Genomic DNA, 14,748 nt, shown 5'->3' with positions numbered 1-14,748 from the left:
CCCTTTGGGATGACGGCCTTTTAAGGAACTGGACCTGTTATTCCGACGCGACGCCCTGGTAAGGCTTAACCTCGCGGCCCGGCATGAAGATTCCGAGGCGCTTGATCTCCCATTCGAGCCTGATTCCCGAATGTTCAAAGACTCGCTGGCGCACCATCTCGCCGAGATACTCCAGGTCGTAGCCCCCGGCATGGCCGGTGTTGATCATGAAATTGCAGTGCAGCGACGACATCTGGGCCCCGCCGCAGACCAGTCCGCGGCAACCGGCCTCGTCGATGAGCTTCCAGGCCGAATGACCTTCCGGGTTTTTGAACGTCGAGCCGCCGGTCTTTTCCTTGACCGGCTGCACCGTCTCGCGATGCTGGCGCACGGCATCCATTTCCTGGCGGATCTTCGCCCGCTCGTCGGCATAGCCTTCAAAGATGCCGTGGGTGAAGATCAGCCCGGCGGGCGCGCTGGAGTGGCGGTAGCTGTAGCCCATGTCGGCCTTGCTCAGCACGTGTCTGTTGCCGCTCCGGTCCACCGCATGCACCTCGACGACGCGGTCCGCCGTTTCGGTGCCGTTGGCGCCGGCGTTCATGCGCAGGGCGCCGCCGATCGACCCGGGAATGCCGTAGTAGAAGGCAAAGCCGCCGATGCCGTTGTCCATCGCCATGGCCGCGACATGCTTGTCCGGGCAGATGGCGCCGGCCTTGATCCGGTTTTCGCCGACGAGATCGACCTGGCCGAAGCCCTTGGCCGAAAGCCGCAGCACGACGCCCGGAATGCCGCCGTCGCGCACCAGGAGATTGGACCCGACGCCGACCACCGTCAGCGGCACCTCTTCCGGCAGGATCTTGAGGAAGGTGACCAGGTCGTCGACGTCATGCGGCTGGAACATCAGCTCGGCCAGACCGCCGGCCTGGAACCAGGTGACGCGGTCCATCGGCGCATCCGGCGTCAACCGGCCCCGCACATCCTTGACGCCCTCCCCGAGCGACGCCAGCAGTTTTTCCCCATTCACCTGTTTCATGCCTACTGTCCCGAAACGCTTTCCAATTCCTCGGGCAAGACTGCTGCCCACTGGGTGATATTGCCAGCCCCCAGAAGAACCACAAAATCGCCGGGCTTCGCAATGCCGGAAATGATCGGCGCCAGCTCGGCGGGTCCGCTGATGTAGCGCGCGTCGCGATGGCCTCCGGCCCGGATCTGCGCCACGAGGGCCTCGGAGGTGATGCCCTCGATCGGCTCCTCGCCTGCGGCATAGACCGGGGCAAGAAAGATGCTGTCGGCATCGTTGAAGCAGGTCGCGAAATCGTTGAAGAGGCTCGACAGCCGCGAAAAGCGGTGCGGCTGATGGACCGCGATGATGCGACCGGAGCAGGACTCGCGTGCCGCCCGCAGCACGGCCTTGATCTCCACCGGATGGTGGCCGTAGTCATCGAAGATGGAGACGCCGTTCCAGGTGCCGGTCAGCGTGAAGCGCCGCTTGACGCCGCCGAAGGCAGCCAGTCCCTTGCGGATGTCATCTTCGGAAATGCCCAGGCGGTTGGCGACGGCAATCGCGGCCGTGGCGTTCGAGATGTTGTGGCGTCCCGGCATCGGCAGCGCCAGATCCTTGAGCTGGAAGACGCGGCCGGTCCGGCGCCGGCGGATCTCGACGTCGAAGATCGCCTTCGTGCCTTCTATGCGGACGTTGGAGAAACGCGCATCGGCCTGCGGGTTTTCGCCGTAGGTGACGATCTTGCGATCCTCGATGCGGCCGACCAGCGCCTGCACTTCCGGGTGGTCGATGCAGAGCACGCCGAAGCCGTAGAACGGCACGTTCTCGACGAACTGGCGGAAGGCCGCGCGAACAGCGTCGAAGCTGCCGTAATGGTCAAGGTGTTCCGGATCGATATTGGTGACGACGGCCACATCGGCCGGGAGCTTCAGGAAGGTGCCGTCCGATTCGTCGGCCTCCACCACCATCCATTCGCCCTCGCCCATGCGGGCATTGGTGCCATAGGCATTGATGATGCCGCCGTTGATGACGGTCGGATCCAGGCCGCCGGCATCCAGAAGCGTGGCGACCATCGAGGTCGTGGTCGTCTTGCCGTGCGTGCCGCCGATGGCGATGGCATTGCGAAAGCGCATCAGTTCGGCCAGCATTTCCGCACGCCGCACGATCGGCAGTGATTTCTCGCGGGCGGCAACCAGCTCGGGATTGTCCTTCTTGATCGCGGTGGACACCACCACCACCTCGGCGTCGCCCAGGTTCTCGGCCTTGTGCCCGACGAAGACGGGAATACCCTTCTCGCGCAGCCGCTGGACGTTGGCGCCATCCGCCTGGTCGGAACCCTGCACCCGGTGGCCGAGGTTGTGCAGGACCTCGGCGATACCGCTCATGCCGATCCCGCCGATGCCGATGAAATGAACAAGCCCGATGGCCTTCGGCATCTTCATGGATGCTCTCCTTTGAATTCCTGTACCGATTGATGCGCCGAGATAGCCACAACCAGGTCTGCGAGCAAGGCTGCTGCGTCCGCACGCCCGGCCTGCTTCGCCGCCGTGGCCATCTTTTCCAGCCGCTCGGGCTCGGCCATGGCGGCCGTGATCAGTTCTGCCAACCGTTCCGGCGAAAGATCCGCCTGCGCCACGACGGCCGCGCCGCCCTTGGCAACCAGCGCCGCGGCATTTGCCGCCTGGTCGTGATCGAGGGCGTAGGGATAGGGGACGAGAATGGCAGGGCGCCCGATCACCGCGATCTCCGACACCGTCGAGGCGCCTGACCGGCAGATGACGAGATGCGCATCCGCGAGCCGCTCGGCCATGTCGGCAAAGAAGGGCGACACCGCCGCCGGGATGTCGAGCGCCCGGTAGGCCTCGGCCACCGCGTCGGCATCGTCCGCGCGCGCCTGCTGCGTCACGTTCAGACGGGCCCGCTGCGCCGGATCGAGCAGGCCGATGGCGGCCGGAATGGCCTTCGAGAAGAACTGCGCACCTTGGCTACCGCCGAACACCAGAAGCCGGAACTCCTGCGCCGCGGCCGACGGCCTATAGATCGTCTCCGCAGCCGCCAGGACGGCGGGACGAACAGGGTTTCCGGTGATCACAGTCTTCGCCGCGTAAGTGCCGCTGCTTTCCGGAAGAAAACCGCCGGCAATCGCCTTGACCCGCGACGCGAGTGCCTTGTTGGCACGGCCCATGACGGCGTTCTGTTCGTGGATCAGCGAGGGGACGCCCATCGAGGTTGCCGCCAGAAGCGGCGGCACGGTGGGATAGCCTCCGAAGCCGATGACGGCAGCAGGCTTCAGCCGACCGATGAGCCGGCGGGCGGCGCGCAGCCCGCTCCACATCTTCCAGCCGCTGCGCAGAAGCGCGATCGGGTTCTTGGAGCCGAAGGTGGCGGAAGCGACGACATGCACCTCGTCCGCGGGAAAACTGCCGGCGAAGCGTTCGGCGCGACTGTCCGTCACGAGATGCACGCTGTAGCCGCGGGCCTTCAGCTCGTGGCCCAGCGCCTCTGCCGGAAACAGGTGACCGCCGGTCCCGCCGGCGGCCAGGAGGATGATGCCCTTGCTCATGCCCCTACTCCGCCGGCACGGCGGAGGTGACCCGGAACAGGCTCCGTTCCTGAGCCCGCTTCTCCGGCCGGTGGCGGGTGAGCGCCAGGATGAAGCCAGCGGTGACGCAGACGGCGATCATCGACGAGCCGCCATAGGAGATCAGCGGCAGCGTCATGCCCTTGGCGGGCATCAGCTCGAGGTTGACGCCGACATTGATCATCGACTGGATGCCGAGCTGGAGCACCAGGCCGGCAACCGCAAACCGGTTGAAGTCGTTGCGCTCCTTGAAGGCATGGCTGAGGCCGCGCAGGACGATGAAGGCGAAGATCGCCACCAGCAGCATGCAGAACAGGATGCCGAACTCCTCGGCCGCCACGGAGAAGATGAAGTCGGTGTGGCTGTCGGGGATGATCCGCTTGACGATGCCCTCGCCCGGACCCTGGCCGAACCAGTCGCCGCGGATGATCGCGTCGCGCGCCGTGTCCACCTGGAAGGTGTCGCCTTCGCCGGTGAGGAATCGGTCGATACGGCCGGCGACGTGCGGCAGCATGTAGTAGGCGGTCAGGAAGCCGCCGGCGCCCAGCATGCCAAGCACCATGATCCACAGCCAGGGCATGCCGGCCATGAAGAACATGCCGCCCCAGACGACGGAAGTCAGGATGGTCTGGCCAAGGTCCGGCTGCGCCACGAGAAGCGCCGCAACGATGCCGAACAGGATGATGGCAAACAGATTGCCGGGGATCTCCGGCTGGCGGGCATGTTCGGCAAACAGCCAGGCACAGACGACGACGAAGGCGGGCTTCATGAACTCGGAAGGCTGCAGCGAGAAGCTGGCGATCGAGACCCAGCGGCGCGAGCCCTTCACTTCGACACCGAAGAAGAGCGCGATGACCATCAGCAGGAGAGAGATGCCGAGCAGGATGACCGCCGCCCGCCGCACCTGCCGCGGCGTCAGGAAGGAGAGCCCGATCATCACCGCCAGCGACGGCACGATGAAGACGGCATGCCGCTTGACGAAGTGGAAGCTGTCGAGACCGAGGCGCTCCGCGACCGGCGGCGATGCGGCAAACGACAGCATGAAGCCGACGCCCATCAGCAGGATGAAGGCGGCCAGGAAAAAGCGGTCGATCGTCCAGAACCAGTCCGCCAGCGGTCCACGATCTGCGCGGCTTACCATCGTCAGTTCCCCTTCTTCGTCTCGACCAGCATGGTGACGCCGTCGAGTGTAGCGACATGGCTCACGAAGGCGTCTCCGCGAACCTCGAAGTTCTTGTACTGATCAAAGCTTGCGCAGGCGGGAGACAGCAGAACGGCCGCATCCTGCCCGTCCGCTGCCGCGTCGGCGCTGGCATGAGCAACCGCCTGCTCCAGAGTGCCCGATATCTCGTAGGCAACGGCCTCACCCAGCGATGCAGCAAAGCCTGGAGCTGCCTCTCCGATCAGATAGGCTTTCATTATATGCGGAAAGAGTGGTGCGAGGCTTGCGATGCCACCCTCCTTCGGCAGACCGCCGGCAATCCAGTAGATGCGCTTGTAGCTGGACAGCGCAGGGGCTGCGGCATCCGCATTGGTCGCCTTCGAATCATTGACGAAAACGACGCGTCCGCAACGACCGACCGGCTGCATGCGATGCTTGAGGCCCGGGAAGGAGCGCAATCCCGCACGGATGTCGTCAGCGCTGACGCCGACCGCCCGGCAGGCGGCAATGGCCGCTGCGGCGTTCTGGGCGTTGTGGCTGCCCTTCAGCGTATCGATGCCGTCGAGATCGACGAAGTCCGCGCTGGTGCCGCCATCGGTCTGAAAGATCCGGCTGCCCTCGGCATAGACGCCGTCCGCGACGACGCTCCGCTTCGAGATGCGGCGCACCGGGACACCGGCCCGCTCAATGCGGTCGGCGATCAGCGCGCAAAAGCTGTCGTCAACGCCGACGATCGCCGTGCGGCTGCCGGCCACCAGCCGTTCCTTGATCTCGGCATAATGCTGCATCGTGCCGTGACGATCGAGATGGTCGGGGGTCAGATTGAGGAGGATGCCGGCCGTCGGGTCGAGTGTGGGCGCCAGATCGATCTGGTAGGAGGAGCACTCCACCACAAAATAGCGCTCCGCCTTCGGCGGATCGAGCGTCAGGATCGCGGTGCCGATATTGCCGCCGAGCTGCGTGTCACGACCGCTGGCCTTCAGGATATGAGCGATCAGCGCCGTCGTGGTGGATTTGCCGTTGGTGCCGGTGATCGCGATGAAGGGGCAATCGGGCGCATGGACGCGGCGCTCGCGTACGAAGAGCTCGACGTCGCCGATGATCTCGACGCCCGCCGTGCGCGCCAGATCGACGCTCCAGTGCGGCTTCGGATGCGTCAGCGGCACGCCGGGCGACAGCACGAGGGCCGCCTGCGCCGACCAGTCGAGCCCCCGCAGGTCGCCGGTCGGGATGCCCGCCTGCGCCGCCCTTGCGACACTGTCGGGGTTGTCGTCCCAGGCGGTCACCTCCGCCCCGCCCGCCACCAGCGCCTGCGCGGTCGCAAGGCCCGAGCCGCCGAGACCGAAGAGGGCGACCTTTCTGCCGGCGAATGTGGTGACCGGGATCATCGGCTCACCGCAGCTTCAGGGTGGAGAGGCCGAGCAGCGCGAGGCCGACGGCGATGATCCAGAAGCGGATCACCACCTGGCTTTCGGTCCAGCCCAGTTTCTCGAAGTGATGGTGGATCGGCGCCATCAGGAAGACGCGCCGGCCGGTCATCTTGAAGAAGCCCACCTGGATGATCACCGACAGCGTCTCCATCACGAAGAGACCGCCGATGATGATCATGACGATCTCGTGCTTGGTTGCCACGGCGACCGAGCCGATCAGGCCACCGAGCGCGAGCGATCCGGTATCGCCCATGAAGATGGCCGCCGGCGGCGCGTTGAACCAGAGGAATCCGAGACCGGCGCCGATGACGGCGCCAAGGATCACCGCCAGTTCGCCGGTGCCGGGCACGAAGTTGATCTGCAGGTAATTGGCGAAGACGCCGTTGCCGGCCAGATAGGCGATCACGCCGAAGGAGGCGGCGGCGATCATCACCGGCACGATGGCAAGCCCATCGAGGCCATCCGTCAGGTTGACCGCATTGCCCGCCCCGACGATTACGAAAGCGCCGAAGAAGACGAAGAAGATTCCGAGATCGAGGAAGAGATCCTTGAAGAACGGGAAGGCAATGGACGAGCCGAGCGTCGGGTTGGACGGCTGCCCGGTGGCGAGCGCGATCCGCATCATGAAGAAGACGGCGATGGCGGCGATCAGGAATTCGATGCCGAGTCGCGCCTTGCCGGAAAACCCCTTGTCGGTCTGTTTGGTGACCTTCAGGTAGTCGTCATAGAAGCCGATGGCGCCGAAGCCGAGCGTCACCAGCAGCGTCGCCACGACATAGACGTTCGAGAGATCGGCCCACAGCAGCGAGCCGCCGACGATGCCGGCGAGGATCATCAGGCCGCCCATGGTCGGCGTGCCGGCCTTCTTGAAGTGCGTCTGCGGGCCATCGGCGCGAATCGGCTGCCCTCTGCCCTGCCGGACGCGCAGCGACGCGATGATCCGTGGCCCGAACAGGAAGACGATCAGTGCGGAGGTGAACAGAGCTGCGCCGGTGCGGAACGTGATGTACCGGAAGAGATTGAAGAATTGAAACGTGTCCGCCAGTTCCACAAGCCATATGAGCATCAATGGCCCTTTCTAGAAGCCGTATTACAGTTGGCGCTCCCTGTCGGAAACTGCCGGGTAATTGTCAATAAGGGCCGCGACGATCTTGCCGAAGCCGAGGCCGAGGGACGATTTCACCATCACCACGTCGCCCGGCGTCACCGCGCTGACGGCATAGGAAACCAGCGATTCGGTATCGGGATGATATTCGACGTGCACGCTGTCGGGCAGCGCATCGCGCAGCGCCGCCATCTCCGGCCCTGCCAGCCAGACATGCTCGATCCCGGCCGCAAGAATGGGTCCCGCCAGTTCCTCATGCACCTTCGACGAGAATTCGCCCATTTCCAGCATGTCGCCCAGGACGGCGATCCGCCGGCCCGAAGCCTGCGGTTCGGATGCCGCGAGCAGGGCGATTGCCGCCCGCACCGAGGCCGGGTTTGCGTTATAGCTCTCGTCGATCAGCGTCAGGGTACCCTCTCCGATCCCCAGCCGGTGCTGCTCGCCGCGCCCCTTGACCGGACGAAGATCCGGCAGCGCCGAGATCGCCTTGGAAAGATCGGCTTCCACGAGAAGACAGGCGCCCAGTGCCGCCATGGCATTCTCGGCGATGTGACGGCCGGGCGAGCCGATGTGCACTTCGACGGTTTCGCCGTTCAGTGTCGCCCAGATCGTCGAACTCCGGCTGTCGCCCTCGAAATCGGCCAGACGGAAATCCGCCTTGGCATGCTGACCGAAGCTGTAGATCCGCTCGACACCCGTCTCCTGGGCCCGTTTTTCCAGATAATCGAACTGCTTGTTGTCGCGGTTGAGGATGACAGCGCCGCCTGGCTCGAGCCCCTCGAAGATTTCCGCCTTGGCGGCCGCAATTTCCTCGATCCCCTTGAAGTGACCGAGATGGGCTGCCGCGATGGTGGTGATGATCGCCACATGCGGGCGCACCAGCTTCACCAGCGGACGGATCTCGCCGGCATGGTTCATGCCGATCTCGAAGACGCCGAACTCCGTATCGGCAGGCATCCTGGCAAGCGTCAGCGGCACGCCCCAGTGATTGTTGAAGGATGCGACGGCGGCATGCACGCGACCGGAGGGCGCCAGCACATGGCGCAGCATCTCCTTCGTCGTCGTCTTGCCGACCGATCCGGTGACGGCGACGATCTTCGCCCTGCTGCGCTGGCGCGCCGCGGCGGCAAGACGGCCGAGGGCCGCCAGAACGTCGTCGACGACGATCATCGGCACGGTGAGCCGACCCATCGCCGGCAGCTTCGCCTCGCTGACGATGATGAGGGAGGCGCCATTGGCGACCGCGATGCTGGCAAAGTCGTGGCCGTCGACGCGGTCGCCCTTGATGGCAAAGAAGGCCTCGCCGGGCGAAATCGAACGGCTGTCGATCGAGATGCCGGTGATACCCTCCGGCGGCGTCCCCACCGGGCGCCCCTCCATCACGGAAACCATCGTCTCGGTCGTCCAGAGCCAGCTCAAGATCCCATCTCCTCCAATGCCTTTCGGACTTCCGCATGATCGGAGAAGGGCAAAACCCTGTCTCCGATCGTCTGTCCTTCTTCATGCCCCTTGCCTGCGACAATCAAAGTATCGCCCGAGGCCAGGATTCCAACCGCATGGCGGATGGCAGCGGCACGATCGCCGATTTCGACCGCGCCGGGCGCCGCCGCCATGATTTCCGAGCGCACCACCTCCGGGACTTCCGACCGCGGATTGTCGTCGGTGACGATGACGACATCGGCAAGCCGTGTCGCCACCTCGCCCATGATCGGACGCTTGCCCTTGTCGCGGTCGCCACCGCATCCGAAGACGACGATGACCCGCCCCGTCGTGAAGGGCCGCACGGAGGTCAGGACATTCTCCAGCGCATCGGGCTTGTGGGCGTAATCGACATAGGCCAGCGCACCACCCTTCGTCTGCCCGACGAGTTCGAGCCGGCCGGATGCTCCCTTCAGTTTCTCGAGCGCCGCCATTGCCGTGGCCGCCGGTGTTCCGGTCGCCATCGCCAGACCGGCGGCGACCAGGGCGTTGGCCACCTGGAAATCGCCGGCGAGCGGAATGTCGACCTCGAAGATCGCACCGTCGACATGGATTTCGGCCGTCTGCTTGTGACGGAAATGCTCGACCCGCTTGAGGCTGAGGTAATCGCCGCGGCGGCCGACGGTCCTGACGTCGAGGCCGCTGGCGCGGGCCACCCGGATCGCCTCCGCAGACCATTCGTCGTCCGCGAAAATGATCGCCGGCGCCCCTTTCGGCAGCAGCGTATCGAAGAGCCGCATCTTGGCTGCCATGTAGCTCTCGACGGTCGGGTGGTAGTCCATGTGGTCGCGGCCGAGATTGGTGAAGCCGGCAGCGGCAAGGCGGACGCCGTCGAGGCGGGACTGGTCAAGGCCGTGGCTCGAAGCTTCCACCGCGGCATGCGTCACGCCTTCCGCGGCGAGCTCGGCCAGCAGCGCATGCAGCGCCACGGGATCGGGAGTCGTCAGTGAGCCGTATTCATTCCGGGACGGCGAGACGACGCCGGTCGTGCCGATCTGTGCGGCCGCCAGTCCGGCATGCGCCCAGATCTGTCGGGTGAAGGAGGCAACAGAAGTCTTGCCGGCCGTGCCCGTGACAGCCACCATGGTCGCTGGCTGCGCTCCGGAGAGCCGTGCTGCCGCAAGCGCCAGGAATCGGCGTGCGTTGGCGACGACGAGGACCGGAATGTCGGCCTCGACAGGGCTTTCCGCCACGGCCGCAACTGCGCCGTGCGCGACCGCGTCGGCGATGAAGCCGGCACCATTGGCCTTGGTGCCCGCCACAGCCACGAACAGCGCTCCCGGCCTTGCCTTGCGGCTGTCGGAGGTCAGCGCCGCAATCTCGAGGTCGCCCGTCGGACCGGTCAGGATGTCGTTGATCTCCGGGAAGTCGCTTCCCGCAAGCTCTCGCAGTTTCATCGGCGCACTTTCATTTCCGAGCGGATATCACATCCCACGAATCGTCCGCTCGATTAGTTGTCGTTCAATAAGACACGAGCAGGGCAGACCCGTCATCGCCAAACTTCGGCTTCACACCGAGAATGGCGGCGGAGCGGCTGATGATGTCATGGGCCATCGGCGCCGCGGAATTGCCGGCAAGCGCTGCACCATTGCCCTTGTCGGTCTTCGGCTCGTCGATGAAGGTCAGAACCACGTACTGCGGATCATCGATCGGGAAAGCCGCGAGGAAGGCGTTGAAGTTCTTGTCGTTGACGTAGCGTCCGTTGACGACCTTGTCGGCCGTGCCTGTCTTGCCGCCGACATTGAAGCCTTCGACGCGGGCGTTCTTGCCCGAGCCCTTCACGCCGTTCCAGTGAAACAGGTAGCGCATGGAATCGCTGGTGGTCGGCTGCAGCACCTGCTGCGCGACCTGATCCGCTTCGTCACGGGTCCGCGGCAGGAAGGTCGGCTCGATCAGCTTGCCGCCGTTGATAAGCGCCGCGCCGGCGACCGCCGTCTGCAACGGCGTCGTGGCGACGCCGTGGCCGAAGGAGATGGTGATCGAATTGATCTTCTTCCATTCGCGCGGCTGGCTCGGCTGGGCGACCTCCGGCAGCTCCGTCTGCATCTTGGAGAGCAGGCCGAGCTTGGTCAGGAAATCCTTGTGGCCCTCGATGCCGACAACATCGGCCATTTTCGCCGTGGCGATGTTGGAGGAATACTGGAACACCTCCGGAACCGTCAGCATGCGGCCCTTGCCGTGGAAATCCTTGATGGTGAAGCCGCCGATGCGGATCGGGTAGCGCGCATCGAAGCTGTCGTTCATGTTGACCTTGCCGGAATCGAGCGCCATCGCGATGGTGAACGACTTGAAGGTCGAGCCCATCTCGAAGGTGCCGTTCGACATCCGGTTGAGCCAGCCTTCCTCGGCACCGGCCGCCGGATTGTTCGGATCATAGTCCGGCGCCGAGGCCATGCCGAGGACTTCGCCCGTATGCACGTCGAGCACGACGGCACCGGCGCCGATCGCCTTGAACTTGTCCATGGCGGAATAGAGGACCTCGCGCACGATCGACTGGACCCGGAGGTCGATCGACAGGCGAACGGGTTCGAGCGACTGGTCGGAGGTCATCCCGACGGCGGCGAGATCGGCCAGACCCTGCCCGTCGACGTAGCGCTCCATGCCGGCCACGCCGCGGTTGTCGATGTTCACATGGCCGACGATATGCGCGGCCGTCGCACCGCCGGGATAGAAGCGCCGCTTCTCCGGCCGGAAGCCGATGCCGGGAATGCCGAGCGACAGGATCTGGCTCTGCTGCTTGGGCGTCAGCTGGCGGCGCAGCCACTGGAAATGCGATTTCGAGGCAAGACGGCCGTAGACGCTCTTGGCGTCAATGTCGGGAAGCACGGTGGCAAGCTTCTCGATCACCTCGCTGGCGTCGACGATCTTGTGCGGCTCCGCGTAGAGCGACACGGTGCGGATGTCGGTCGCCAGGACCTCTCCGTTGCGATCGAGGAGATCCGGGCGGGATGCCAGAAGCCGGTCGGCCGGCATGATGCTCGAGGTGATCTCCGGCTGCGCCATGCCGTACTGGACGAGCCGTCCGCCGATGACACAATAGAAGGCGGCGAAGCCGAGCATCAGCAACCCGACGCGATTGCGTGCTTGCGCCGCCTTGCGCTTGCCAGCGCCCTCGAAGAGATCGCTGCGAACGCCCCGACTGCCGCGCGTGCCGGCGGAAAGGTGAGCCCGGCTTTTCAACACCATGATGCGCGAAAGGAAGGACATTAGCGGTTCACCGATCCGGTTGAGATGACGTCGACAGGATAGCCGCCACGCGGGAGCGGCACGGGGATATCGGAGACAGGCGCCGCATTGCGCGCCTCGTCGACACCCTTGATGGCCGCGGCCACATCCCCGCCGGCACTGGCGATGAGGTCTTCGATCGTGGTTTCGGGCATCGGCAGCTGCGAACGCGGCATCGGCAGTTCCATCGGCATCGCCAGCTGCGTCGGCGCCGTCGGCACGAGCTGCAGTTCCGACTGGTAGACATCGATCAGCCGGTCAAGCCGGTTGGGCTGGGTCAGCAGAGCCCAGTCTGCCTTCAGAAGGTCGATCGTATCGCGCTCCAGCCGGATCTCGGTCTCCAGGCGGCGGACCTCCTGCAGCTTGTCGTCGGCATGGTGCTTGATGGTGTAGGTGACCACCGCGGCGGCGGTCATGACACCGATGAGCACGAGATCGAAGCTTCTGAGCATGCTTAGGCTCCCAGCTTGGCAAGAGTGGCGAGATCGGGAAGGTCGAAGATGGAAAGGTCGTCGGGGCGCGAGGCGGCATCGGTGCGCAGACCTGTCCGCAGCTTGGCCGAGCGCGCCCGCGGATTGAGTTCGGCTTCCGCCTCCGTGGCGGCCACCATGCCCTTTCCGATCGGCTCGAAGATCGCGGGCTTCACTTCCACCATCGGCATGTGCCGAGATCCGGAAGCCTTGCCGGAGCGGTCGGCGAAGTACTTCTTGACGATCCGGTCTTCGAGCGAATGGAAGGTGACGACCAGCAGGCGTCCGCCCGGCTTCAGCGCCCGTTCGGCCGCAAACAGCGCCTGCGCCAGTTCGCCGAGCTCGTCGTTGACGAAGATGCGCAGCGCCTGGAATACGCGGGTCGCCGGATGGATCTTGTCCTTGGCCTTGCGGGGATTGACGCTCTCGATGAGGTTGGCCAGATCGCGCGTCGTCGTGAAGGGTTCGGTGAGCCGGCGCTTCTCGATCGCCCGTGCGATTCGTCCGGGATGCTTTTCCTCGCCAAGGAAGCCGAAGATCCGGATGAGGTCGCCGACCTTGGCCCGGTTGACGACATCCGCCGCCGAGACGCCGTCTCCGGACATGCGCATGTCGAGCGGCCCGTTGCGCTGGAACGAGAACCCTCGCTCCGCCTCGTCGATCTGCATGGAAGAGACCCCGATATCGAGAACCACGGCATCGAGCCCTTCGGCCGGCGCATGCTCGTCGAGACGGGAAAACTGGGTCTGAATGAGGGTAAGCCGGCCTCCGCTGGCCTCGACCAGCGCCTGACCTCCGGCAATTGCCGTCGGATCGCGATCAAGCGCGATCACCGAAGCTCCGGCATCGAGAATCGCTGCCGTATACCCGCCGGCGCCGAAGGTGCCGTCCAGAACGACCTGCCCCGGCTTCGCGTCGAGTGCCGTCAGCACCTCCGACAGAAGAACCGGAATGTGGCGAACCGGTCCGCCTTCGGCCTCGGGATGTCCGCTGCCAAGATTCGCCGCCATTCCAATCCCCCGTCCTAAGTGGGGCGATGTCCGAAGCGCCCCTCCCTTGCCGCCGCCTGCGCCTCGTGAAACGCCTGCGGCCGCCATAGCTGAAAATGATCCGAGCGCCCGACGAAGGTGACCTCCGTATCGATGCCCGTGAAGTCCCGGATGAAATCCGTGACCATCAGACGGCCTTCCGCATCGAGCCTCATATAGACCCCGCCGCCATGAACCAGCAGCGACATCCTGTTTGCTTCCGGCGAAAACGGATCGACGGTTGCGATCTGCCGCTCGTAACGATCGAGCAGATCCGGTCCGCCGACGCTGATCGCCGGATAGATGAAATCCTGAAGACAATAAAGCTCCTGGACCCCTCTGTCGGCCAAAACGGAACGAAAGCTCGCAGGCACCGAAACACGCCCCTTCGCATCGATCCGATTGGTTGCATTCGACAGGAAGCGGTTGACTACGCCAGACATCCGTCCCGCTGCTCCTCAGGGCGTAAATCGCCCCCTGACACACGACTGAACCAGACACGGCTTCGCCGACCAGACGGATGAGAATCCGCTCGGCTGAGCGACTGAAACTTGGTGATTGGCGGGCACTCATTTGCCCCTCAACAGTGTGCATCTGGGATAACATGGGACCATATGGGCGTCAATGGGAAGAGGCCCCGCAGCAAGGCCGCAACAGCGTTTATTTATGAGCTGTTAAGTTTAACAAAGGGTTAGTGGAGGTCGCCGAGAAAGAGGTTCGACAGCTACCGCTAAGCCGCATCCTGCACACTATCAACCCACTGAAAAGATGAGAATTTTTGTATGTACTTACATGCGCCAACGCCCCCGGACCTTGTTCGTCCGGAGGCGTTGAGCCATGCAAATTGTGGAGCCAGTTGGCCTGTAAGCCGGGTTCTGTAAGGCCCCGGTGCGAACACCGGGACGCGGCAGCCATTCATCTGGGACGATGCTTGCGCACCGCCTCGCGCAACCCACCCGGATGACTGGCCCAGAAACAGGCTGTAGGTGCGTAAAGCACCCCGCGTCATCCCTATTCGGTCTTGCTCCCGGTGGGGTTTACCATGCCGCTCCTGTCACCAAGAGCGCGGTGGGCTCTTACCCCACCCTTTCACCCTTACCCCGCCAGCTCTTGCGCTCCCTGAAGGAGCGAAACAGCAGGCGGGGCGGTTTCCTTTCTGTGGCACTTTCCCTGGGGTCGCCCCCGCCGGACGTTATCCGGCACCGTGTTTCCGTGGAGCCCGGACTTTCCTCACCCTACCGCCTTTCGGCATTGGTAAAGCGCGGCTGCCCGGCCAACTGGCAAGC

General features: G+C 64.7%; 12 protein-coding genes and 1 other RNA gene. All 13 read right to left on the bottom strand.

Features of this window, described 5'->3' with window-relative positions; translation table 11 throughout:
- Positions 1-37 precede the first annotated feature (37 nt).
- The 13 genes from murB to rnpB all read right to left on the bottom strand — a co-directional run bounded on the left by murB (position 38) and on the right by rnpB (position 14,743).
- On the bottom strand, positions 38-1,012 hold the full coding sequence (gene murB, locus EO99_RS0111775; RefSeq protein ID WP_029618841.1) for a UDP-N-acetylmuramate dehydrogenase: 975 nt from the start codon (positions 1,010-1,012) through the stop codon (positions 38-40).
- Positions 1,013-1,014: 2 nt separating this feature from the next.
- Positions 1,015-2,424, bottom strand: coding sequence for a UDP-N-acetylmuramate--L-alanine ligase (gene murC, locus EO99_RS0111770; RefSeq protein WP_029618840.1), 1,410 nt, complete (start codon positions 2,422-2,424; stop codon positions 1,015-1,017).
- Complete coding sequence (murG, locus tag EO99_RS0111765; RefSeq protein ID WP_029618839.1) at positions 2,421-3,545, bottom strand: undecaprenyldiphospho-muramoylpentapeptide beta-N-acetylglucosaminyltransferase; 1,125 nt, start codon at positions 3,543-3,545, stop codon at positions 2,421-2,423. Before murG ends, murC begins: the two co-directional genes overlap by 4 nt.
- Before the next feature lie 4 nt (positions 3,546-3,549).
- Positions 3,550-4,704, bottom strand: coding sequence for a putative lipid II flippase FtsW (ftsW, locus tag EO99_RS0111760; RefSeq protein ID WP_029618838.1), 1,155 nt, complete (start codon positions 4,702-4,704; stop codon positions 3,550-3,552).
- A gap of 2 nt (positions 4,705-4,706) precedes the next feature.
- The gene (gene murD, locus EO99_RS0111755; protein ID WP_029618837.1) at positions 4,707-6,113 is read right to left on the bottom strand and encodes a UDP-N-acetylmuramoyl-L-alanine--D-glutamate ligase; all 1,407 of its coding nucleotides are present in this window, start codon (positions 6,111-6,113) and stop codon (positions 4,707-4,709) included.
- A 4-nt stretch (positions 6,114-6,117) separates the two neighbouring features.
- Positions 6,118-7,221, bottom strand: coding sequence for a phospho-N-acetylmuramoyl-pentapeptide-transferase (mraY, locus tag EO99_RS0111750; protein ID WP_029618836.1), 1,104 nt, complete (start codon positions 7,219-7,221; stop codon positions 6,118-6,120).
- Between the two features lie 24 nt (positions 7,222-7,245).
- Positions 7,246-8,679: a UDP-N-acetylmuramoylalanyl-D-glutamyl-2,6-diaminopimelate--D-alanyl-D-alanine ligase gene (locus EO99_RS0111745; protein ID WP_029618835.1), complete on the bottom strand. Its 1,434-nt coding sequence runs from the start codon at positions 8,677-8,679 to the stop codon at positions 7,246-7,248.
- Positions 8,676-10,136, bottom strand: coding sequence for a UDP-N-acetylmuramoyl-L-alanyl-D-glutamate--2,6-diaminopimelate ligase (locus EO99_RS0111740; protein WP_029618834.1), 1,461 nt, complete (start codon positions 10,134-10,136; stop codon positions 8,676-8,678). The genes EO99_RS0111745 and EO99_RS0111740 overlap by 4 nt, the downstream gene beginning before the upstream one ends.
- Before the next feature lie 64 nt (positions 10,137-10,200).
- Positions 10,201-11,946 (bottom strand): peptidoglycan D,D-transpeptidase FtsI family protein, encoded by a 1,746-nt coding sequence (locus EO99_RS0111735; RefSeq protein WP_029618833.1) that lies wholly within the window; start codon positions 11,944-11,946, stop codon positions 10,201-10,203.
- The gene (gene ftsL / locus EO99_RS0111730) at positions 11,946-12,416 is read right to left on the bottom strand and encodes a cell division protein FtsL (RefSeq protein WP_029618832.1); all 471 of its coding nucleotides are present in this window, start codon (positions 12,414-12,416) and stop codon (positions 11,946-11,948) included. The genes EO99_RS0111735 and ftsL overlap by 1 nt, the downstream gene beginning before the upstream one ends.
- Positions 12,417-12,418: 2 nt before the next feature.
- Complete coding sequence (gene rsmH, locus EO99_RS0111725; protein ID WP_029618831.1) at positions 12,419-13,444, bottom strand: 16S rRNA (cytosine(1402)-N(4))-methyltransferase RsmH; 1,026 nt, start codon at positions 13,442-13,444, stop codon at positions 12,419-12,421.
- 14 nt (positions 13,445-13,458) lie between these two features.
- Positions 13,459-13,905 carry a division/cell wall cluster transcriptional repressor MraZ gene (mraZ, locus tag EO99_RS0111720; RefSeq protein ID WP_029618830.1) on the bottom strand — a complete coding sequence of 149 codons (447 nt, stop codon included), beginning with the start codon at positions 13,903-13,905 and terminating at the stop codon, positions 13,459-13,461.
- 405 nt (positions 13,906-14,310) lie between these two features.
- Positions 14,311-14,743, bottom strand: an RNA gene (rnpB, locus tag EO99_RS26275) — RNase P RNA component class A.
- Between the last annotated feature and the right edge of the window lie 5 nt (positions 14,744-14,748).

It is taken from the genome of Pseudorhizobium marinum, assembly GCF_000705355.1.
Lineage (GTDB): Bacteria > Pseudomonadota > Alphaproteobacteria > Rhizobiales > Rhizobiaceae > Neorhizobium > Neorhizobium pelagicum.
The sequence above is the reverse complement of the archived record's forward strand: the minus strand, read 5'-3'. Positions and strand labels throughout refer to the sequence as shown.